This window comes from Streptomyces sp. NPDC002032, from assembly GCF_042890765.1.
GTDB lineage: Bacteria > Actinomycetota > Actinomycetes > Streptomycetales > Streptomycetaceae > Streptomyces.
Genome location: NZ_JBIASM010000002.1, coordinates 663,868 through 684,272 on the forward strand (window position 1 = coordinate 663,868; position 20,405 = coordinate 684,272).

The following is a 20,405-nucleotide window of genomic DNA, read 5'->3' on the forward strand; positions in this document are numbered from 1 at the left end:
GTGCGATGCTCGGCGACGTGGAGACCAGATCTGTCAGCCCGGTGTTCGTCGGCCGAGCCGACGAACTGGCCGTACTCGTGGACGCCCTGACCCGCGCCGCCGGTCAGGAGCCGCAGGCCCTGCTCGTCGGAGGAGAGGCCGGTGTCGGCAAGACCCGGCTCACCGAGGAGTTCCTCGGCGAAGCCGCGCGCCACGGAGCCGTGGTGGCCGTCGGAGGCTGTGTGGAGATCGGGGCGGAGGGCCTTCCCTTCGCCCCGTTTTCGACCGCCCTGCGCACCCTGCTGCGCCGGCTCCCCGACGAACTCGCCGCCGCGGCCGCCGGCCAGGAGGACGAACTGGCCCGGATCCTCCCCGAACTCGGCGAGACCCCCCGGGGGCCGCACGACGAGGAGAGCACCGCCAGGCTCTTCGAGCTGACCGCCCGGATGCTGGAGCGCCTCGCCGCCGACCGCACGGTCGTCCTCGTCCTCGAAGACCTGCACTGGGCGGACACCTCCACCCGGCACCTGCTCGCCTATCTCTTCCGCACCCTGGCCAGCGGCCGGCTCGTCCTCGTCGCCACCTACCGGGCCGACGACATCCACCGCCGCCACCCGCTGCGCCCCCTCCTCGCCGAACTCGACCGGCTCCGCACCGTCCAGCGGATCGAACTGCGCCGCTTCAACCGCGCCGAGGTCCGCCGCCAGCTCACCGGGATCCTCTCCGCGCAACCCGACGAGACCTTCGTCGACTCGGTCTTCGACCGCTCCGACGGCAACGCCTTCTTCGTCGAGGAACTCGTCGCCTCCCGCGAGAGCGGCTGCCACACCGGCCTCACCGAATCCCTGCGCGACCTGCTGCTCGTCCGCGTCGAGGTGCTCCCCGACGCCGCCCAGCGCGTGGTGCGCATCGTCGCCGAGGGCGGCTCCACCGTCGAGTACGCCCTGCTGCGCGCCGTGGCCCAGCTCGGCGAGGACGAACTGATCGAGGCCCTGCGGGCCGCCGTCGGCGCCAACATCCTCCTCGCCACCTCCGACGGGGACGGCTACCGCTTCCGTCACTCCCTGGTCCGCGAAGCCGTCAGCGACGACCTGCTCCCCGGCGAACGCGCCCGCGTCAACCGGCGCTACGCCGAAGCCGTCGAGGCCGACGAGACGCTGGTCCGCGCCGAGGAACGGGTCATCCGGCTCGCCAACTACTGGTACGCGGCGAACAGCCCCGCCAAGGCGCTGCCCGCCGTCCTCGCCGCCTCGGTCACCGCGCGGCGCCGGCACGCCTACTCCGAGCAGCTCACCCTGCTGGAGCGGGCCATGGACCTGTGGGACACCGCCCCCGACGAGGTCCGCGAGGCCCTGCGCCCGGCGGACTACACCGACGTGTACCCGCCCTGCGGCTGCGATCCGGCGACCACCCCCCTCCAGCGCCTCGACCTGCTCGCCGAGGCCACCGTCGCCGCCCGCTTCGGCGGCGAGCGCGAACGCGCCCTCAAACTCGTCAAACTGGCCCTGCGGATCCTCGACGAGGACGGGTCCGACCCGCTGCGGGCCGCCTGGTTCTGGACCGAACGCTCCCGGCTGGTCGCCAACCTCGCGCGCGGCGACGGCTGGGAGGAGATCGCCAGGGCGCAGGAGCTGGTCAAGGGGCTGCCCCCGTCCCAGGTGCACGCCGACGTCCTGGTCCGGGCCGCCGGCTGGGGCATGCTCCACAACCCCGGCCCCGACAACCTCGCCGCCGCCGAACGCGCCGTCGAGTACGCGCGGATGGTCGGCGCCGAGGAGACCGAACTCGGCGCCCGGATCACCCACGGCAGCCTGCTCGTCGACTCCGGCGACCCGGAGCGCGGCCTCGCCGAGATGCGGGCCGTCATGCACCGCGCCGCCGAACTCGGTTTCATCCAGCTCGCGGGACGCGCACACATCAACCTCAGCTCCCAACTCGAAGCGATGGGCCGGTCCCACGACGCGGTGGAACTGGCCGAACAGGGAATCCGGCTCGTCGCCAAGTCCCGGCTCCTGGACACCGAGGCCTGGCTCCGCGGCAACATGGCCGAGAGCCTGTACAGCCTCGGCCGCTGGGACGAGGCCGCCACGGAGGCCCGCCGCACCCTGCGCGACGGCCAGGGCGCGCCCCCGCGCGGCATGGCCGCGGCCCGTCTGGTCTACCTGGCCCTGGCCCGTGGCGAACTGACCGAGGCCGCCCACCAGCTGGCCGCCGCCCACACCCACTTCGGCACCCACGACGCCCAGCCCCAGCACCGGCTGCCGCTCCACCGGCTGGCGATCGGCATCGCCGCGGCCGAGGGCCGGCTCACCGACCTCCGGGCCGAGACCGCCGGGGCCGTCGCCCACGGCTTCCCCCTCGGCCACCACCGCTACGCCTGGCCCCTGCTGCTGGCCTCCGCCTCCGCCGAGGCCGACGCCCGGGGACTGCCCGCCGCCGACGCCGGCCGGGACGAGGCCGTGGCCCTGCTGCGCACGGCCGCCAAGGCCCTGGCCACCCCGGTACCCGTGTGGGCCGCCCACGCCGACTACCTCCGCGCCGAGCTGCTGCGCGCCGAGGGCCGCGACACCCCCGCCGACTGGGCCGGGGTCGAGGCCGCCGCCCGCCCGCTCCAGCGCCCCTACCTGCTGGCCCGGGCCCGCCACCGCCTCGCCGAGGCCCTGCTGGCCTCCGGCGGTGACCGGGAGCAGGCCGGCGCCCTGCTCCGCGACGCCCACGCCACCGCCGACCGGCTCGGCTGCCGCCGACTCCGCGAGGACCTGGCCCTGCTCGCCCAGCGCGCCCGGCTCCCGCTGGCCCCGGACGATCCCCGCCCGGACCCCGCCGCCCAGGACACCGACCCCCTCGAAGCGCTGGGCCTGACCAGCCGCGAGCGCGACGTCCTGCGGCTGGTCGCCGTCGGCAGCACCAACCGTCAGATCGCGGAGGAACTCTTCATCTCCCCCAAGACGGCCAGCGTGCACGTCTCGAACATCCTGGCCAAGCTGGGCGTCGCCGGCCGGGGCGAGGCCGCGGCCCTCGCGCACCGGCTGCGCCTGTTCGCCCCTCTCACCCCGGCCGCGCCGGCGGACCGCGCCTAAGGAGCCCCGGCCTCCCGGCCCGCCCGGGGCCCCTCGGGGCCGTCCCCGTCCGGCCCTTCGCCGTCCGGGCCGTCCCCGTCCGGGCGTATGAGGACCGTGCCGGAGTCGAGGTTTATGGGACCCCGCCCCGGATCGCCGTCGGTCACATCGGTCCGGGACAGCTCCAGCCGCTTCTGCTCCTCCCGGGTGTGCCGCGAACCCGGGCCGAACAGCTCCTGGATCATGTTGAACACCGCGCCCACCGTGCCTTTCCGCCCCCTCGGGGGCACGAGCCGCTCACTTCACCGTCAGGGTCAGGATCCTGTCGTCGCCCGGTTCCGGCGAGCCGCGCCCGTCCGTCTCGCTCGTGACCAGCAGCAGCTTGTCCCCGCCGAGCGAGACCACCGTGCGCAGCCGCCCGTACTTCCCCTGGAGGAATGCCTCCGGCTCCGCCGCCGGTACGGCCCCCTTCAGGGGGATCCGCCACAGCCGTTCGCCCTTCAGCCCGGCCATCCAGACCGACCCCTGCGCCCAGGCGATCCCGCTCGGCGAGGCCTCGTCCGTCTTCCACACCGCCACCGGATCGCGGAAGCCCGCTCTGCCCGCCTTCCCCTCCGCCTCCGGCCAGCCGTAATTGCCGCCCGGCTCGATCAGGTTCAGCTCGTCCCAGGTGTTCTGGCCGAACTCCGCGGCCCAGAGCCGCTTGTCCTCGTCCCAGGCCAGGCCCTGCACATTGCGGTGCCCGTACGAGTAGACGACGGAGTCGGCCTCGGGATTGCCGTGCACCGGCTGCCCGTCCGGGGTCATCCGCAGGATCTTGCCGCCCAGCGACTTCTTGTCCTGGGCCAGCGCCTTGTCCCCGGTCTCCCCGGTACCGGCGTACAGCATCCGGTCCGGGCCGAAGGCGATCCGGCCGCCGTTGTGCACGACGCCCTTGGGAATGCCCCGCAGCACCGTGTCCGGGGCGCCCAGCTGCTGTCCCGGCGCGCGCTGCTCGTCGTAGCGCATCCGCGCGATGCGGTTGTCGGACTCGGTGGTGAAGTACGCGTACACCAGCCGGTCCGAGGCGAAGGAGGGGGACAGGGCCAGGCCCAGCAGCCCGCCCTCGCCGCCCGGCGCCACCCCGGGCACCTTGCCGATCTCCGTCACCGCCCCGGTGTCCGTCCGGACCCGGCTGATGGTGCCCTTGTCCCGGGAGGCGACCAGCAGGTCCCCGCCCGGCAGCGGAGCCACGCCCCAGGGCGACCGCAGCCCCTTGGCCGCCTCGCCCGACACCGTCACCGAACCCCGGGCCGGGGCCGCCGGCCGCTGCGCCGGGCCCGTCGCGCCGGGCGAGGACGCCCCCGCGGGCGGGGGGCCCGGTGGGGAGCCGCCCGTACCCGCCGGCGCCCCTCCCGAGGCGGAACAGCCGGCCGTCAGCAGGGCCCCGCAGCCCGCCAGCGCGAACACCGCCAGCACGCCCCGGCGCCGCGCGCGCCCGCCCCCGTACCCCACCGCACCGGCGCCCGGCGCACCGACCGCCCCGCCCTCGGTCCCTCGTCCGTACCGCATGGCCCCACTCCCCTCAGGTCCTCCGGTCCCGCCTTCCACCCTTCTCAACCTCACGGGCACATCATCGAGTTCCACCACTCGTACACCCGATCGAGTGGTTGTGCGGCTCCGGCCAGGAACCCGCCGCCCGCCAGGAACCCCGCCCGCCCGCCAGGCCCCCCGACCGCAGGGGGCCGCGGCTCAGTCCCAGGCCCCCACCGCCGCCGGCAGCGCCGCTATCTCGGCCAGCTCCGCGGCCGTCAGCCGCACCTCCGCCGCCCGGGCGTTCTCCGCCGCCCAGTGCGCCCGCTCCGCCCCCGGCACCGGCACCACGTGCGGCCCCTGCGCCAGCACCCACGCCAGCGCCACCTGCGCCGCCGTGACCTCGGGCCCGTGCCGCCGCGCCACCCGCCGCAGCCCCGCCACCAGCACCTGGTTCGACGCCATGGCGTGCGCCGTGAACCGGGGGTGCCGGGCCCGTACGTCGGCGTCCTCGAACCCCTGCCCCGGAGTCAGCGTCCCGGTCAGGAACCCGCTGCCGAGCGGCATCGCCGCCAGCACCCCCACCCCCCGCGCCGCGCACCACGGCAGCAGCTGCCACGCCGCCTGCGGGGACCACACCGACAGCTCCGCCTGCACCGCCGTCACCGGGAACACCTGCTGGACCCGCTCCAGCTGACGCAGCGTCGAGCGGTAGCCGCGGTCCCCGCGCCGCCCCGCCCCCGGCCCGGCCCCCGCGCCCAGCGCGCAGAAGCCGAGCGCCCGCACCTTCCCCGCGCCCACCAGCTCCGCCATCGCGCCCCACGTCTCCTCGACGGGGACGTCCGGATCCACCCGGTGCAGCTGGTACAGGTCTATGACGTCGGTCCGCAGCCGGCGCAGCGAGGCGTCGCACGCCCGCCGCACGTACCCCGGCCGGCCGTCGGCCACCACGTGCTGCTCCCCGGCGCGCAGCCCCACCTTCGCGGACACGAAGGCCTCCGCCCGCCGCTCCCGCAGCACGCGCCCGACCACCAGCTCGTTGGTGAAGGGCCCGTACAGATCCGCCGTGTCCAGCAGGCTGGCGCCCAGGTCCAGCGCCGTGTGCACGGTGCGCAGCGACTCCTCGCCCCGGCGGCGCGAGGGCGCGTAGGCCCAGCTCATCGGCATGCACCCGAGTCCGATGGCCCCGACCGTCAGCGGTCCCGCCCCGATCGCCCTGCGCTCCACCCCTGCGTCCCCCTCCCGGTCCGGACCTCAAACTAACGGCTCGGTCCGCATCCCTTCGCATAGCCTCGTGATCATGACTGCTGCGACCGGGGACGTCTGGCTCCCCTTCCCGGCCGAGGAGATCGAAGGTCTCCCCGGCTCCTTCCGCTACCGACGGTGGGACGGCGAGGAATCGTTCCCGGCCGACCCCGCGGACTGTGTCTTCTACGTCACCCCGTACATGAAGTCCCAGGCGGTGACGCTGCGCCCGTTCGCGCACATGCCCGCGCTGGAGGTCGTCCAGACGCTCACCGCGGGCATCGACAACATCCTCGGCGGCCTCGACGACCTGCCCCCGGGCGTCCGGCTCTGCAACGCCCGCGGCGTGCACGAGGCGAGCACCGCCGAACTCGCCCTCACCCTCGTCCTCTCCTGCCTGCGCGGCATCCCCGGCATGGTCCGCGGCCAGGACCGCGAGGAGTGGCGCGGTGGCTTCTACGACGCGCTCGCCGACCGGTCCGTCCTGATCGTCGGCTACGGATCGATCGGCTCGGCCGTCGAGGACCGGCTCCTCCCCTTCGAGACCGGGACCGTCACCCGCGTCGCCCGCTCCGCCCGCGCCGCCCCGCACGGGCCGGTGCGCGCCCTGGCCGAGCTGCCCCGGCTGCTGCCCGACGCGGACGTGGTGGTCCTCTGCACCCCGCTGACCGAGGAGACCCGGGGCCTCGTGGACGCCGGTTTCCTGGCCCGGATGAAGGACGGCGCCCTGCTCGTGAACGTCGCGCGCGGCCCGGTCGTGGACACCGGGGCGCTGCTGGCCGAGCTGGAGACCGGGCGGCTGCGCGCCGCGCTCGACGTCACCGACCCGGAACCGCTGCCGCCGGGCCACCCGCTCTGGCATGCTCCGAATGTCCTGATCACGCCCCATGTGGGAGGGAGCAGCTCGGCGTTCGAGCCGCGGGCGAAGCGGCTGGTGGCCCGGCAGCTCACCCGGTTCGCCGCCGGGGAGCCGGTGGAGAACACCGTCCTCGTCACCGGCTAGGCGCACCGGCGGGCACGCAGCGCGACCACCCGAATGCGCGCGGTGTCCACAACCCCCTTCGTGGTAACGGAGAGTAGAGAAGGTATGTCGCTGAGTGACGAAAGTGGTGTATCGTCCGGAACAAGGGGCTGCGCCACGTACGTCTGGCGCTGGGGAGTGATCGGACACTTTGGGGGGCGACGGGCGATGCACGGCCAATGGACGAAGGATCCGACGCGGCAGAGCCGCCGGAGGCGACGCAGTCGAGACTGGGCTGCACCGGAATCAGCCGGCGAGGGGGCCCGGTGAGCCCCCCGGGGGCGGCGCTCCTGACCCGGCCGCCCGTCGCGGGCGGCGGCAAGGGTCTGGCGGGGCAGCTCGTCCTCGCGGTGGTCAGCGGCGGATACGCCGTCGGGGCCGCCCTCGGGTGGGGGTCCGAGAAACTCGCCAACTTCATGGGCGACTTCGGCCTCAGCGCCGCCGGGTTACTGGCCGCGGTCTCCTGCTACCACTACGCGCGGACCGTGGACCGCCGCGAACGCGGCGCCTGGCTGATGTTCGCCTTCTCCTCGTTCATGGGAGCCCTCGGAAACGCCGTCTGGGGCTGGTACGAGGTGCTCCTCGGCGAGAAGGTCCCCGAGCCGTCGCTCGCCGACTTCGCCTTCCTCTGCTTCGCCCCGCCCGCCATCGTGGGCCTGCTCGTCCTCGCCAAACGTCCCGTCACCCGGGCCGGGTGGGTCTGTCTCGGACTCGACTCCTGGCTCATCGGCGGCTCCCTGCTCACCCTGTCGTGGAGCCTGGCCCTCGCCAACGCCGCGCGCACCGCCCAGTCCGGAGCCCCCGGCAGCGTCCCGCGCGCCGCCCTCTCGCTCGCGTACCCGCTCCTCGACATCGCGCTCGTCTCGATGGTCCTGGTCCTGCACTTCCGCCGCTCCGCGAACAACCGCTCCGCCGTCAACACGGCCATCGCGGCGCTCGCCCTCACCGTCCTGAGCGACGCGCTCTTCACCTCGCCGCTGCTGAACACCACCTACCGCTCCGGCGAGATCCTCGACGCGGGCTGGTTCGCCGGCTCCCTGCTGCTCGCCTACGCCCCCTGGGGCGCCCATCGGCCCGAGCCGCTGGACCGCGGCCCGCACCAGCGCGCCGACCGCCCGCACAGCCGGCCCATCACCGGCTCGCTGCCCGCCCTCACCCCGTACCTCGCGGCGGCGGTCTGCACCCTCGGCATCCTCTACAACGTCGTCGACGGCCGGAAGGTCGACCGGATGGTCGTCTTCACCGGCTGCACCGTGGTCCTCGCCCTCGTCATCCGGCAGGGCATCATGCTCCTCGACAACATCGCGCTGACCCAGGAACTGGCCCAGAAGGAGAACCACTTCCGCTCTCTGGTCCAGGGCTCCAGCGACGTGATCATGATCGCCGCGCCCACCGGGACCCTGCGCTACGTCAGCCCGGCCGCCGCCGGGGTCTACGGCCGCGAGGCGGAAGAGCTCGTCGGCAGCGAGCTGGCCACCCTGATCCACCCCGACGACCTCGGCCGCGTGGTCCACGAGGTGCGCCGCTTCCTGGCCGCCCCGCCGGCCGAGGAGCCCACCACCCGCATCGAATGCCGGTTCAAATCGGGCGGCGGCGAGTGGCTCAATGTGGAGTCCACCGTCAACCGCCACCAGGGCGGCCTCATCCTCAACAGCCGCGACGTGACCGAACGGGTCCGCCTCCAGGCGCAGCTCCAGCACAGCGCCGAGCACGACCCGCTGACCGACCTCCCCAACCGGGCCCTGTTCACCCGGCGGGTCCGCCAGGCGCTCACCGGCCGCCGGGCCGGCGACCACAGCACCGCCGTGCTCTTCATCGACCTCGACGGCTTCAAGGCGGTCAACGACACCATCGGCCACCAGGCCGGCGACGAGCTGCTCGTCGAGGCCGCCCGCCGCCTCCAGGACGCCGTCCGCGCCGGGGACACCGCCGCCCGGCTCGGCGGGGACGAGTTCGCCGCGCTGATCCTCGGCGACGGCAGCCGCGACCGCAGCGCCCGCGAGTACCAGGTGCACGAGATCGCCGAGCGGCTGCGGACCACCCTCTCGCAGCCCTACCGCATCGCCGGCAGCGAGGTGCGGGTCGCCGCCAGCATCGGGGTGGCCTTCGCCGACCCCGGCATCACCCCTTCGGACCTGATGCGCAACGCGGACCTCGCGATGTACCGGGCCAAGGCGGGGGGCAAGGACCGCGTCGAGCTGTACGCCCCGCAGATGCAGGCCGAGGTCGTCCGCAAGGCCGAGCTGGCGGGGCGGCTGCGCACGGCCCTGCACGAGGGGGAGTTCGCCCTGCTGCACCAGCCGGTGGTCTCGCTGGCCACCGGTGAGGTGACGGTGGTCGTCGCCCAGGCCCGCTGGCGCTCAGCCCAGGGGATCCTCTTCACCCCGGCCGAGTTCCTCCGGGTGGCCGAACAGAGCGAGGGCGGCGCCGCCGGGGGCCCGGACGCCTCGCGCACCGCCGAGCTGGGCCGATGGCTGCTCGAAGAGGCCGTCGAGCAGGCCGCCGAGCGCCACCGGGCGGGGCACGACGTACCAGTGGCCGTACGGATGACCGCGCAGCGGCTGCTCGACCGGTCCCTGCCCCGGGGCTCGGTGGAGGCGCTGCTGGCCCGGCACGGACTGCCCTCCGGGGCGCTGGTGCTGGAACTGGCCGCCTCCGACCCCAGAGTGCCCTTCGACGAGCTGGAGCGCCGCCTGACGGCCCTGCACCGCCTCGGGGTCCGGATCGCCCTGGACGGCTTCGGCAGCGGCTACGCGGCCATCAGCGCCCTCCGGCGGCTCCCCGTGGACCTGCTCAAACTCGACCGGGGGCTGGTCGAAGGGGTGGTCGAATCCGCCCGCCTGCACAAGATCACGGCGGGATTGTTGCGCATCGCAAATGACCTGGGCATGCAATCCGTGGCGGACGGGGTGGACCTGCCCGAGCAGGTGGCCGCCCTGCGGGCGATGGGGTGCTCGCACGGCCAGGGAGCGGCCTTCTCCGGCCCCCTCGACGAATACAGGCTGCGGCGTGCGCTCGTCAGGGGTACGTTCCCAGTACCGGGCGGTACGGCTCAGCACGCCTTGGCCGCAGGCGCGTCCGGTGGCTCGATGGTCATCCGTAGAGGCTCAAATAATGAGACGCCCGTCCCACCCACTTGACATCCACCTCCCGCCGGAGGGAGGGTCAATGCCATGCGCACCCGAATTCTCGTACTTGGAAAGCGCGTCGGCTGAAGCTGGGACCATCACGTCCCCGCTCAACGCTACCGACGCGCTCCCCTCGCTTGCCACCAGGCACGAGGGGTTTTTTGTTGCACTGGCACACGCCCCCGGCCCTGATCCGGGGGCACCCCCGCTCCTCGTAAAACCCTCAGCTTCGAGAAGAGAATGCCGATGACCGAGCAGGCCACCGGGGCCCACCATCCGCAGCCGCGGCCCCGTACGGGTGGACACCAGCCCACCGCAGTTGAGCACGTCACGGGTGCGCAGTCCCTCATCCGCTCGCTCGAAGAGGTGGGGTGCGACACCGTCTTCGGTATCCCGGGCGGCTGCATCCTCCCGGCCTACGACCCGATGATGGACAGCGAGAAGGTCCGTCACATCCTGGTCCGCCACGAGCAGGGGGCCGGCCACGCCGCCACCGGCTACGCGCAGGCCACCGGCAAGGTCGGCGTCTGCATGGCGACCTCCGGCCCCGGCGCCACCAACCTGGTGACCCCGATCGCCGACGCGCACATGGACTCCGTCCCGCTCGTCGCGATCACCGGGCAGGTCTCCTCCAAGGCCATCGGCACGGACGCCTTCCAGGAGGCGGACATCGTCGGCATCACCATGCCGATCACCAAGCACAACTTCCTGGTCACCAAGGCCGAGGACATCGCGCGGACCATCGCCGAGGCCTTCCACATCGCCGCGAGCGGCCGCCCGGGACCGGTCCTGGTCGACATCGCCAAGGACGCCCTCCAGGCGAAGACCACCTTCTCCTGGCCGCCGGCCATGGACCTCCCCGGCTACCGGCCGGTCACCAAGCCGCACGCCAAGCAGATCCGCGAGGCCGCCAAGCTCATCTGCGCGGCCAAGCGCCCGGTCCTGTACGTCGGCGGCGGCGTCATGAAGTCCGGCGCCACGGCCGAGCTGAAGGTCCTCGCCGAGCTCACGGGCGTGCCGGTCTGTACGACGCTGATGGCCCTGGGCTCCTTCCCCGACAGCCACCCGCTGCACGTCGGCATGCCGGGCATGCACGGCTCGGTCACCGGCGTCACCGCCCTGCAGAAGTCGGACCTGCTGATCGCCCTCGGCACCCGCTTCGACGACCGCGTCACCGGCAAGCTCGACAGCTTCGCCCCCTTCGCCAAGGTCATCCACGCGGACATCGACCCGGCCGAGATCGGCAAGAACCGCGAGGTCGACGTCCCGATCGTCGGCGACGCCCGCGAGGTCATCGCCGACCTGATCCAGGCCGTCCAGGCCGAGCTGACCGACGGCAACGCCGGGGACTACACCGCCTGGTGGAAGGACCTCAGCCGCTGGCGCGAGACCTACCCGCTGGGCTACGACCTGCCCGAGGACGGCAGCCTCTCGCCGCAGCAGGTCATCGAGCGGATCGGCGCGCTGGCGCCGCAGGGCACGATCTTCACCGCGGGTGTCGGCCAGCACCAGATGTGGGCCTCCCACTTCGTCAAGTACGAGGAGCCCCGCACCTGGCTGAACTCCGGCGGCGCCGGAACCATGGGCTACGCGGTTCCCGCCGCGATGGGCGCCAAGGTCGGCATGCCCGACCGCGCGGTCTGGGCCATCGACGGCGACGGCTGCTTCCAGATGACCAATCAGGAACTGGCCACCTGCGCGCTGAACAACATCCCGATCAAGGTCGCCATCATCAACAACGGCGCCCTGGGCATGGTCCGCCAGTGGCAGACCCTGTTCTACAACCAGCGGTACTCCAACACCGTGCTGCACGCGGACGACACCGGCCACGGCACGGTGGGCTCCCAGCTCGGCGAGTCGCTCGCCCCGCGCCGCGGCACCCGCGTCCCGGACTTCGTCAAGCTGTCCGAGGCCATGGGCTGCGTCGCGCTGCGCTGCGAGGACCCGGCGGACCTGGACAAGGTCATCGCCGAGGCCAACGCGATCAACGACCGCCCCGTCGTGATCGACTTCATCGTTCACGAGGACGCCATGGTGTGGCCGATGGTCGCCGCCGGCACCTCCAACGACGAGGTCATGGCAGCCCGGGGCGTCCGCCCCGACTTCGGCGACAACGAAGACGACTGAGCCGAGAGAGCCGAGAGAGAGAACGCCCCACATGTCCAAGCACACGCTCTCCGTCCTGGTCGAGAACACGCCCGGCATCCTCGCCCGGATCGCCGCCCTGTTCTCCCGCCGCGGGTTCAACATCGACTCCCTCGCGGTCGGCGTCACCGAGCACCCCGACATCTCCCGCATCACCATCGTCGTGAACGTCGAGGACCTCCCGCTGGAGCAGGTGACCAAGCAGCTCAACAAGCTGGTCAACGTGCTCAAGATCGTCGAGCTGGAGCCGCACAACGCCATCGAGCGCGAACTCGTTCTGGTGAAGGTCCGCGCCGACAACGAGACGCGCTCGCAGATCGTCGAGATCGTCCAGCTGTTCCGCGCCAAGACCGTCGACGTCTCCCCGGACGCCGTCACCATCGAGGCCACCGGCGGCACCGACAAGCTGGGCGCCATGCTCAAGATGCTGGAACCGTTCGGCATCAAGGAGCTCGTGCAGTCCGGCACGATCGCCATAGGGCGTGGCGGACGGTCCATCACGGACCGCAGCCTGCGCTCGCTCGACCGCAGCGCCTGACCCCCGCCGCCGCGCCGGTCGACCGCCCCGGTTCACCGGCTCGAATGGCGAGACCGACAAACTCAGATTCCGTTCCCCGCCGTACGGTGGGAGCAACACCAGCGCACCAAGGAGATATCCCAGTGGCCGAGCTGTTCTACGAGAACGACGCCGACCTGTCCATCATCCAGGGCCGCAAGGTCGCGGTCATCGGTTACGGCAGCCAGGGCCACGCCCACGCGCTGTCGCTCCGTGACTCCGGCGTCGACGTCGTCGTCGGCCTCAAGGAGGGCTCGAAGTCCAAGGCCAAGGCCGAGGAGCAGGGTCTGAAGGTCGTCTCCGTGGCGGAGGCCGCCGAGTGGGCGAACGTCATCATGATCCTGACGCCGGACCCGCTCCAGGCCGAGATCTACGAGGAGTCCATCAAGGACCACCTCAAGGAGGGCGACGCGCTCTTCTTCGGCCACGGCTTCAACGTCCGCTACGGCTTCATCAAGCCCCCGGCCAACGTCGACGTCGCCCTGGTCGCCCCGAAGGGCCCGGGCCACCTGGTCCGCCGTCAGTACGAGGAGGGCCGCGGCGTTCCGTGCATCGCCGCCGTCGAGCAGGACTCCACCGGCAAGGCCTTCGACCTGGCGCTCTCGTACGCGGCCGGCATCGGCGGCACCCGCGCGGGCGTCATCAAGACCACCTTCACCGAGGAGACCGAGACCGACCTGTTCGGTGAGCAGGCCGTTCTCTGCGGTGGCGCCTCCGCCCTGGTCAAGGCCGGTTTCGAGACCCTGACCGAGGCCGGCTACCAGCCGGAGATCGCCTACTTCGAGTGCCTCCACGAGCTGAAGCTCATCGTCGACCTCATGTACGAGGGCGGCCTGGAGAAGATGCGCTGGTCGGTCTCCGAGACCGCCGAGTGGGGCGACTACATCACCGGCCCCCGCATCATCACCGACGCCACCAAGGCCGAGATGAAGAAGGTCCTCGCCGAGATCCAGAGCGGCGAGTTCGCCAACACCTGGATGGCCGAGTACAAGGCCGGTCTGCCGAAGTACAACGAGTACAAGAAGGCCGACGAGGCCCACCTGCTGGAGACCACCGGCAAGAAGCTGCGCAAGCTGATGAGCTGGGTCGACAACGACGAGAGCTGATCTCGTAGGCGGCGGGGCCGGGACGATCGTCCCGGCCCCGCCGCGCATCACCCCATCGGCGGGGGGCAGCCGGGCGCGAGGTGGCGGGAATGTAGCCGTCCTGTAGTTCGGATTGTCCACCCCGGCCAATCCCGGACGGGTGATCCTTCCGTACAGGCGGAATTCCGGTGCGGATCCGCCACTACACTGCTCAGAACAACGCGTCAGGCCCACAGTGTCGTGCGTCTTCCACGCGGCTACCCCCTCCACCGCCTGCGGCCGTCGGGACGGCCGTCCGCACTGGACTTGTGAGGATGACCCACGTGAGCTCGAAACCTGTCGTACTCATCGCCGAAGAGCTGTCGCCCGCCACGGTGGACGCGCTCGGTCCGGACTTCGAGATCCGGCACGTCAACGGTGCCGACCGCGCGGAGCTGCTGCCCGCGATCGTCGACGTCGACGCGATCCTGGTCCGCTCCGCGACCAAGGTGGACGCCGAGGCCATCGCCGCCGCCAAGAAGCTGAAGGTCGTCGCTCGCGCCGGTGTCGGCCTCGACAACGTCGACGTCTCGGCCGCCACCAAGGCCGGCGTCATGGTCGTGAACGCCCCGACCTCCAACATCGTCACCGCCGCCGAGCTCGCCTGCGGTCTGCTCGTGGCCACCGCCCGGCACATTCCGCAGGCCAACACCGCCCTGAAGAACGGCGAGTGGAAGCGGAACAAGTACACGGGCGTCGAGCTCAGCGAGAAGACCCTCGGCGTCGTCGGCCTCGGCCGCATCGGCGTCCTGGTCGCCCAGCGCATGTCGGCCTTCGGCATGAAGGTCGTCGCGTACGACCCCTACGTACAGCCCGCGCGCGCCGCCCAGATGGGCGTCAAGATGCTGACGCTGGACGAGCTGCTGGAGGTCGCCGACTTCATCACCGTGCACCTGCCCAAGACCCCCGAGACCCTCGGTCTCATCGGGGACGAGGCCCTGCACAAGGTGAAGCCGTCCGTCCGCATCGTCAACGCCGCGCGCGGCGGGATCGTGGACGAGGCCGCGCTGTACTCGGCCATCAAGGAGGGCCGCGTCGCCGGCGCCGGTCTCGACGTCTACGCGAAGGAGCCCTGCACGGACTCCCCGCTCTTCGAGCTCGACCAGGTCGTCTGCACCCCGCACCTCGGCGCGTCCACGGACGAGGCCCAGGAGAAGGCCGGCATCTCGGTCGCCAAGTCGGTGCGCCTCGCGCTCGCCGGTGAGCTCGTGCCGGACGCGGTCAACGTCCAGGGCGGCGTCATCGCCGAGGACGTCCGTCCCGGCCTGCCGCTCGCCGAGAAGCTCGGCCGCATCTTCACCGCGCTGGCGGGCGAGGTCGCGGTCCGGCTCGACGTCGAGGTCTGCGGCGAGATCACCCAGCACGACGTCAAGGTGCTCGAACTCTCCGCGCTCAAGGGCGTCTTCGAGGACGTCGTCGACGAGACGGTCTCCTACGTCAACGCCCCGCTGTTCGCCCAGGAGCGCGGCGTCGAGGTGCGGCTGACCACCAGCTCGGAGTCCCCGGACCACCGCAACGTGGTGACGGTGCGCGGCACGCTGTCGGACGGTCAGGAGGTGTCGGTCTCCGGCACCCTGGCGGGCCCGAAGCACCTCCAGAAGATCGTGGGCGTCGGCGAGTACGACGTGGACCTGGCCCTGGCCGACCACATGATCGTGCTCCGCTACACCGACCGCCCGGGCGTGGTCGGCAAGGTCGGACAGGTCCTCGGCGAGGCCGGTCTGAACATCGCGGGCATGCAGGTCGCCCGTGCCGAGGAGGGCGGCGAGGCGCTCGTCGTCCTCACCGTCGACGCCGAGGTCCCGGTGGACGTCCTCGCGGCCATCTCGGACGAGATCGGCGCCGCGTCGGCCCGTACGGTCAACCTCGGCTGACCTGCGCACGACATCCGAAAGGGCCCGGGGTACCCACCCCGGGCCCTTTCGCGTACCCCCGTCGTACGGGGCTCAGCGCGCCGGCGCCGCAGCCGGGCCGGCCGGTTCGGCCGGGGCGGGGGCCGGGGCGCCGGCGCCGCGGGCCAGGGCCAGGGCGAGGGCCGCCGCCGCGAGCAGCAGCGCCGCCCCGCCCCAGGCCGCGTACTGCATTCCGTGGACGAAGGCCTCGCGGGCCAGGGCCAGCAGCTGCCCGCCCGCCTCGCCGCCGGCCTGCCGCGCGGTGGCGACCGCGCCGCCCAGGGTCTCCCGGGCCGCGGGGGCGGCGCCGGCCAGGTCGGAGCGGTAGACGGCGGTGCCGAGGCTGCCCAGCAGTGCCATGCCGAGCGCGCCGCCGAACTCCTGGCCCGTCTCCAGCAGGGAGGCGGCCGTACCGGCCTTCTCGGCGGGGGCCGAGCCCAGGGCCAGCTCGGTGACCAGGCTCATCACGGTCACGATGCCGCTCGCCAGCACTCCGGCTCCGGCCAGCACCAGCCACAGGGAGTCGGTGCCCGCCAGCGAGATCAGGCCGAATCCGGCGGCCGCCAGGACGAAGCCGGCCGCGATGACGTGGGCCCGGTCGGTCTTCTGGGCCACGGCGGCGCTCACCGGGGCGGCGGCGCCGATGAAGACGGAGGGGGCGAGGCTCCAGAGCGCGGCCTCCAGGGTGCCCATGCCGAGCACCGACTGGAGGTACTGGGTGGTGAAGTAGGCCGAACCCATCATGGCGAAGGCGGCGATGGTGTTGAGGCCGATGCCCACGCCGAAGCCGCGGCCCCGGAACAGCGCCCGGCCGATCATCGCGTCCTCGCGGCGGCGCTGGCGGCGGACGAAGACGTACCCGAAGGCGAGGCCGACGGCGACGCAGGCCAGGCGGAGCGGCGCGAAGCCCTCGGCGGCGATCTCCTTGAGCCCGTAGACGAGGGGCAGCACGGCGGCCGCGGACAGCGGGACGCTCAGCAGGTCGAAGCGGCCGGGGGCCGGATCCTTGAACTCCGGTACCAGCACGGGGACCAGGACCAGCAGGAGCAGCATCGCGGGCACGTTGATCAGGAAGACCGAGCCCCACCAGAAGTGGTTCAGCATCACGCCGCTCAGCACCGAGCCGAGGACGACTCCGCCGGTCATGGCCCCGGACCAGATGGCGATGGCCTTGCCGCGCTGCTTCTCGTCGCGGAAGAGGTTGCGGATGAGGGCCAGGGTGGACGGCATCAGCGTCGCGCCGCCGATGCCGAGGAGGACGCGGGCCGCGATCAGCATCCCGGGGCTGGTGGCGTACGCGGCGGCGACGGAGGCGAGGCCGAAGGCGGCGGCGCCCGTCAGGAGCAGCTTGCGGCGGCCGATCCGGTCGCCGAGGGAGCCCATCGTGATCAGCAGGCCGGAGAGGGCGAAGGCGTAGCTGTCGAAGATCCAGAGCTGCTGGGTGGCGCTCGGGTCGAGCTCCCGGGTGATGGCAGGGATCGCGAAGTACAGGACGGAGACGTCCATCGAGACCAGGAGCAGGGGCAGCAGGAGGACGGTGAAGGCGGTCCATTCACGGCGTCCGGCGAGGCGTGCCGTAGCGGCGGGGTTCGTCATGAGAAGGAATGTACATCCGTCATAAACGCTTGTCTATGACGGATGTGTGGAACTTCCGTCTAGGACGGCTGTCTTGCTACGGTGGCGGTATGGGACATCGCGAAGATCTGCTCGAAGGCGCCAAGAAGTGCCTGGCCGAGAAGGGTTTCGTGCGCACCACCGCGCGCGACATCGTCAGTGCCTCCGGCACCAACCTGGCGTCCATCGGCTACCACTACGGCTCCAAGGACGCCCTGCTCACCCAGGCGTTCATCGCCCTGATCGAGGAGTGGGGGGAGGGTGTGCACGGCGCGGGCCTCGGCGGAGCCGACCGCTCCCTGGAGCGCATGCGCGGACTGTGGGACGGGGTCCTGGCGCAGCACGAGGCGACGGCGCCCGTCTGGGCCGCCAGCATGGAGGTCGCGCTGAGCGGCGACCGGCTCCCGGAGCTGCGGTCCCTGCTCGCCGCCTCGCAGGGGGAGGGGCGCAAGGGCCTGGTCTCGATGCTGACCGGGACGCCGGAGGACGAGGTCACCGAGGAGGACGAGCGCACCCTCGGCACCGTCTACCAGGCGCTGCTCAACGGCCTGATGCTCCAGTGGCTGTTCGATCCGGCGAGCGCCGCCTCGGCGGAGGAGTTCACGGAGGGGCTGCGCCGGATGGCCGAGGGGCTGACGGGCGCGCCGGTACCGGCCGCGCCGAAGGAGCCGGAGGCGGGCTGAGCGTCCGCCGCGTACGCGGGGTGCGGGGTGGGCGGGCTGCGCGGGCGGTGGTGGCGGCCGGTCAGCCGTGCAGGTGGGAGGCCTTGAGAGCCATGTGGAGCAGGAGCCGGTCCTCGCCCTCGTCCAGGTCGAGCCCCGTCAGCTGTTCCACCCGCCCCAGCCGGTAGTACAGGGTCTGGCGGTGGATGCCCAGTGCCGCCGCCGCGCGGCCCGCCTGGCCCGCGCAGTCGAGGAACACCTCGGCGGTGCGGGCCAGTTCGCGGTGGGCCGGGCCCATCAGGGACCGGGTGGCCGGGTCGTCCACGGGGTCCGCCGCCAGGGCGGCCAGCATCCGGTACGGGCCGATCGCCGACCACTGCGCCACCGGCCCGAAGCGCGGCTGCGCGGCGGCCGCCCGGGCGGCGGCGACGGCCTGCGCCCAGGCGGCGGGCAGCCCGGCGAGCGCCCGGACGGGATCGGACACCCCGGCGGTGACGCCGTGGCCCCGTACGCCGCCGTCACCGCCGCCACCGCCACCGCCCCCGTCGGCCGGGCCGGAGGCCGTCGGCGGGGCCGGGGTGGGGGCGGGGCGGGGGAGGAGGCGGGTCACCGCCGTGAGGGCCGGCGCCAGGGCGTCCGCCGAACGCAGCCGGAGCAGGACGGCGAGCACCGCCGCGCCCCCCGCCGCCCCGGCCCCGCCGACGGCCTCCGGGACCACGCACACCGCCGACGCCCCCGGCACCGTCGCCGGAGCCTCCCCGGCCCACGGGGCCACGCACACGGCCGCGTGCAGTCCCCCGGCCCCCGGCCCCAGCGCCAGCCGCAGCGCCGCCACCGCCATGTCCTGCTGCCAGCCCCGGCCGGCGGTGAGCACGGCGAGGAACTCCCGGGACAGGTCGGCGCCCGCCCTGGCCTCCTCGGCGAGCAGCACCCCGATCCGCTGGGCCACCTCCATGGCCGCGGCCAGCGCCTGCGGTTCCGGGCCCGGATCCCGATCGAGGAGCCATACGTAGCCCTGCACGATGCCCCGGTAGCGCACGGGCAGGCAGATCCGGCCCCGGAAGACCCCCGCCTCCGGGGCGGCCGGGATCCGGACGGGGCCGGTCGCGCGGGTGATCCCGTACGCCTCGAACCAGGACCGGACGGCCGCCGTCGACTGCCGGGTCAGGATCGAGCGGGTGCGGACGGGGTCCATGGCGAGGTCGTCGTCGCTGTCGTGGGCGCCGAAGGCGATGAGGCGGAAATCCCGGTTCTCCAGCGTGGCGGGGGCGCCGAGCAGCGCCGAGATCTCGTCGACCAGGTCCTGGTAATCGCCCTTCACGCGCCCATTCTCCCACCCCGGGGACGGCCCTTCAGACAGATGTATGAGATAGGGGACAGGGATGCGTGACAGCTGTCGATGGCAGAGGATCGTGGAGATCCTTAGGTTTCACGGTGGTTCTACTTGCGTTTTCCTTACGGCCGCGGCCCACCCCCGCGCGCGGCCGTAGTCCGCTTCTGCCACCCGTTGGAGGTGCCCCGTGCTGGGTCCCGTGATCCTCGCCGCCTCGCGCAGCGACAAGATGCGCCGCATCGTTTCCGCCGCCCCGGTGACCAAGCCCGTGGTGAACCGGTTCATCCCGGGTGAGACGGTCGACCAGGTCATCCCGATCGTCGAGGAACTCACGAAGGCCGGCCTGGAGGTCACCCTCGACGTCGTCGGCGAGGACATCACCGCCGTGGAGCAGTCGCACGCCGCCCGCGACGCCTACCTCGCGCTGATCGAACGCCTCGCCGCGCTGGGCCTGGGCGAGACCGCCGAGATGTCGGTCAAGCTCTCCATGTTCGGCCAGGCCCTGGAGGGCGGCCACGAGCTGGCCCTCGCCAACGTCCGCCCGGTCGTCGAGGCCGCCGCCGCCATCGGCACCACCGTCACCCTCGACGCCGAGGACCACACCACCCTCGACTCGATGTTCGCCATCCACGAGGAGCTGCGCCGGGACTTCCCCCAGACCGGCTGCGTGATCCAGGCCTACCTCTTCCGCACCGAGGCCGACGCCCGCCGCCTGGCCGCCGCCGGCAGCCGCGTCCGCATCGTGAAGGGCGCCTACAAGGAGCCCGCCGAGGTCGCGTACCAGGACAAGGCCGAGATCGACAAGGCGTACGTCCGGATCATGAAGATCCTGATGGAGGGCGACGGCTACCCGATGATCGGGTCCCACGACCCGCGGCTGATCGCCATCGGCCAGGAGCTCGCCCGGCAGGCGGGGCGCAAGCTGGACGAGTACGAGTTCCAGATGCTGTACGGCATCCGCAGCGAAGAGCACGTGCGGCTCGCCGCCGAGGGCCACCGCATGCGGGTCTACACGGCCTACGGCACCGACTGGTATGGCTACTTCATGCGCCGCCTGGCGGAGAAGCCGGCCAACCTGCTCTTCTTCCTCCGCTCGATGATCACCAAGAACTAGGCACCCCACTAGCTCAAGGAG

At 72.7% G+C, this 20,405-nt stretch carries 14 protein-coding genes; 9 read left to right on the plus strand and 5 right to left on the minus strand.

Annotation, left to right across the window (positions count from 1 at the left end):
- Positions 1-5: 5 nt before the first annotated feature.
- Entirely contained in the window at positions 6-3,059 is a 3,054-nt protein-coding gene (locus ACFYYT_RS07130; RefSeq protein WP_388607081.1) for an AAA family ATPase, read from the plus strand.
- On the opposite strand, the gene ACFYYT_RS07135 is transcribed toward ACFYYT_RS07130, so the two are convergent.
- The 3 genes from ACFYYT_RS07135 to ACFYYT_RS07145 all read right to left on the minus strand — a co-directional run bounded on the left by ACFYYT_RS07135 (position 3,056) and on the right by ACFYYT_RS07145 (position 5,777).
- A complete protein-coding gene (locus ACFYYT_RS07135) occupies positions 3,056-3,283 on the minus strand; it encodes a DUF6191 domain-containing protein (RefSeq protein ID WP_351825027.1) in 228 nt (75 codons plus the stop codon). The two genes, ACFYYT_RS07130 and ACFYYT_RS07135, sit on opposite strands and share 4 nt — an antisense overlap.
- A gap of 52 nt (positions 3,284-3,335) precedes the next feature.
- Positions 3,336-4,589 (minus strand): PQQ-dependent sugar dehydrogenase, encoded by a 1,254-nt coding sequence (locus tag ACFYYT_RS07140; RefSeq protein WP_351824971.1) that lies wholly within the window; start codon positions 4,587-4,589, stop codon positions 3,336-3,338.
- Positions 4,590-4,769: 180 nt separating this feature from the next.
- Positions 4,770-5,777: an aldo/keto reductase gene (locus tag ACFYYT_RS07145; RefSeq protein ID WP_351824968.1), complete on the minus strand. Its 1,008-nt coding sequence runs from the start codon at positions 5,775-5,777 to the stop codon at positions 4,770-4,772.
- A gap of 73 nt (positions 5,778-5,850) precedes the next feature.
- On the opposite strand from ACFYYT_RS07145, the gene ACFYYT_RS07150 reads away from it, so the two are divergent.
- The 6 genes from ACFYYT_RS07150 to serA all read left to right on the plus strand — a co-directional run bounded on the left by ACFYYT_RS07150 (position 5,851) and on the right by serA (position 15,643).
- Complete coding sequence (locus tag ACFYYT_RS07150; protein WP_351824966.1) at positions 5,851-6,798, plus strand: 2-hydroxyacid dehydrogenase; 948 nt, start codon at positions 5,851-5,853, stop codon at positions 6,796-6,798.
- A 284-nt stretch (positions 6,799-7,082) separates the two neighbouring features.
- Positions 7,083-9,956 carry an EAL domain-containing protein gene (locus tag ACFYYT_RS07155; RefSeq protein ID WP_351824963.1) on the plus strand — a complete coding sequence of 958 codons (2,874 nt, stop codon included), beginning with the start codon at positions 7,083-7,085 and terminating at the stop codon, positions 9,954-9,956.
- Between the two features lie 228 nt (positions 9,957-10,184).
- Positions 10,185-12,071, plus strand: a complete 1,887-nt coding sequence (locus tag ACFYYT_RS07160; protein ID WP_351824960.1) for an acetolactate synthase large subunit — start codon at positions 10,185-10,187, stop codon at positions 12,069-12,071.
- Positions 12,072-12,102: 31 nt separating this feature from the next.
- Positions 12,103-12,627 carry an acetolactate synthase small subunit gene (gene ilvN, locus ACFYYT_RS07165; RefSeq protein ID WP_351824957.1) on the plus strand — a complete coding sequence of 175 codons (525 nt, stop codon included), beginning with the start codon at positions 12,103-12,105 and terminating at the stop codon, positions 12,625-12,627.
- A gap of 122 nt (positions 12,628-12,749) precedes the next feature.
- Positions 12,750-13,751, plus strand: a complete 1,002-nt coding sequence (gene ilvC / locus ACFYYT_RS07170; RefSeq protein WP_351824954.1) for a ketol-acid reductoisomerase — start codon at positions 12,750-12,752, stop codon at positions 13,749-13,751.
- 302 nt (positions 13,752-14,053) lie between these two features.
- A complete protein-coding gene (serA, locus tag ACFYYT_RS07175; protein WP_351824951.1) occupies positions 14,054-15,643 on the plus strand; it encodes a phosphoglycerate dehydrogenase in 1,590 nt (529 codons plus the stop codon).
- Positions 15,644-15,715: 72 nt separating this feature from the next.
- On the opposite strand, the gene ACFYYT_RS07180 is transcribed toward serA, so the two are convergent.
- Positions 15,716-17,257 carry an MFS transporter gene (locus tag ACFYYT_RS07180; protein ID WP_351824949.1) on the minus strand — a complete coding sequence of 514 codons (1,542 nt, stop codon included), beginning with the start codon at positions 17,255-17,257 and terminating at the stop codon, positions 15,716-15,718.
- Between the two features lie 89 nt (positions 17,258-17,346).
- Between ACFYYT_RS07180 and ACFYYT_RS07185 the strand changes: the two genes are divergently transcribed.
- Positions 17,347-17,958 carry a TetR/AcrR family transcriptional regulator gene (locus ACFYYT_RS07185; RefSeq protein WP_351824947.1) on the plus strand — a complete coding sequence of 204 codons (612 nt, stop codon included), beginning with the start codon at positions 17,347-17,349 and terminating at the stop codon, positions 17,956-17,958.
- A gap of 61 nt (positions 17,959-18,019) precedes the next feature.
- On the opposite strand, the gene ACFYYT_RS07190 is transcribed toward ACFYYT_RS07185, so the two are convergent.
- Positions 18,020-19,258 (minus strand): helix-turn-helix domain-containing protein, encoded by a 1,239-nt coding sequence (locus tag ACFYYT_RS07190; protein WP_351824944.1) that lies wholly within the window; start codon positions 19,256-19,258, stop codon positions 18,020-18,022.
- 199 nt (positions 19,259-19,457) lie between these two features.
- Between ACFYYT_RS07190 and ACFYYT_RS07195 the strand changes: the two genes are divergently transcribed.
- Positions 19,458-20,384, plus strand: coding sequence for a proline dehydrogenase family protein (locus ACFYYT_RS07195; RefSeq protein ID WP_351824941.1), 927 nt, complete (start codon positions 19,458-19,460; stop codon positions 20,382-20,384).
- Positions 20,385-20,405 lie beyond the last annotated feature (21 nt).

Excerpts from the sequence above, each read along its gene's own strand:
- ACFYYT_RS07130 (WP_388607081.1), top strand. The coding sequence starts at position 6 with ATGCTCGGCGACGTGGAGACCAGATCTGTCAGCCCGGTGTTCGTCGGC.
- ACFYYT_RS07135 (WP_351825027.1), bottom strand. The coding sequence starts at position 3,283 with ATGATCCAGGAGCTGTTCGGCCCGGGTTCGCGGCACACCCGGGAGGAG.
- ACFYYT_RS07140 (WP_351824971.1), bottom strand. The coding sequence starts at position 4,589 with ATGCGGTACGGACGAGGGACCGAGGGCGGGGCGGTCGGTGCGCCGGGC.
- ACFYYT_RS07150 (WP_351824966.1), top strand. The coding sequence starts at position 5,851 with ATGACTGCTGCGACCGGGGACGTCTGGCTCCCCTTCCCGGCCGAGGAG.
- ACFYYT_RS07160 (WP_351824960.1), top strand. The coding sequence starts at position 10,185 with ATGCCGATGACCGAGCAGGCCACCGGGGCCCACCATCCGCAGCCGCGG.
- ilvN (WP_351824957.1), top strand. The coding sequence starts at position 12,103 with ATGTCCAAGCACACGCTCTCCGTCCTGGTCGAGAACACGCCCGGCATC.
- ACFYYT_RS07180 (WP_351824949.1), bottom strand. The coding sequence starts at position 17,257 with ATGACGAACCCCGCCGCTACGGCACGCCTCGCCGGACGCCGTGAATGG.
- ACFYYT_RS07185 (WP_351824947.1), top strand. The coding sequence starts at position 17,347 with ATGGGACATCGCGAAGATCTGCTCGAAGGCGCCAAGAAGTGCCTGGCC.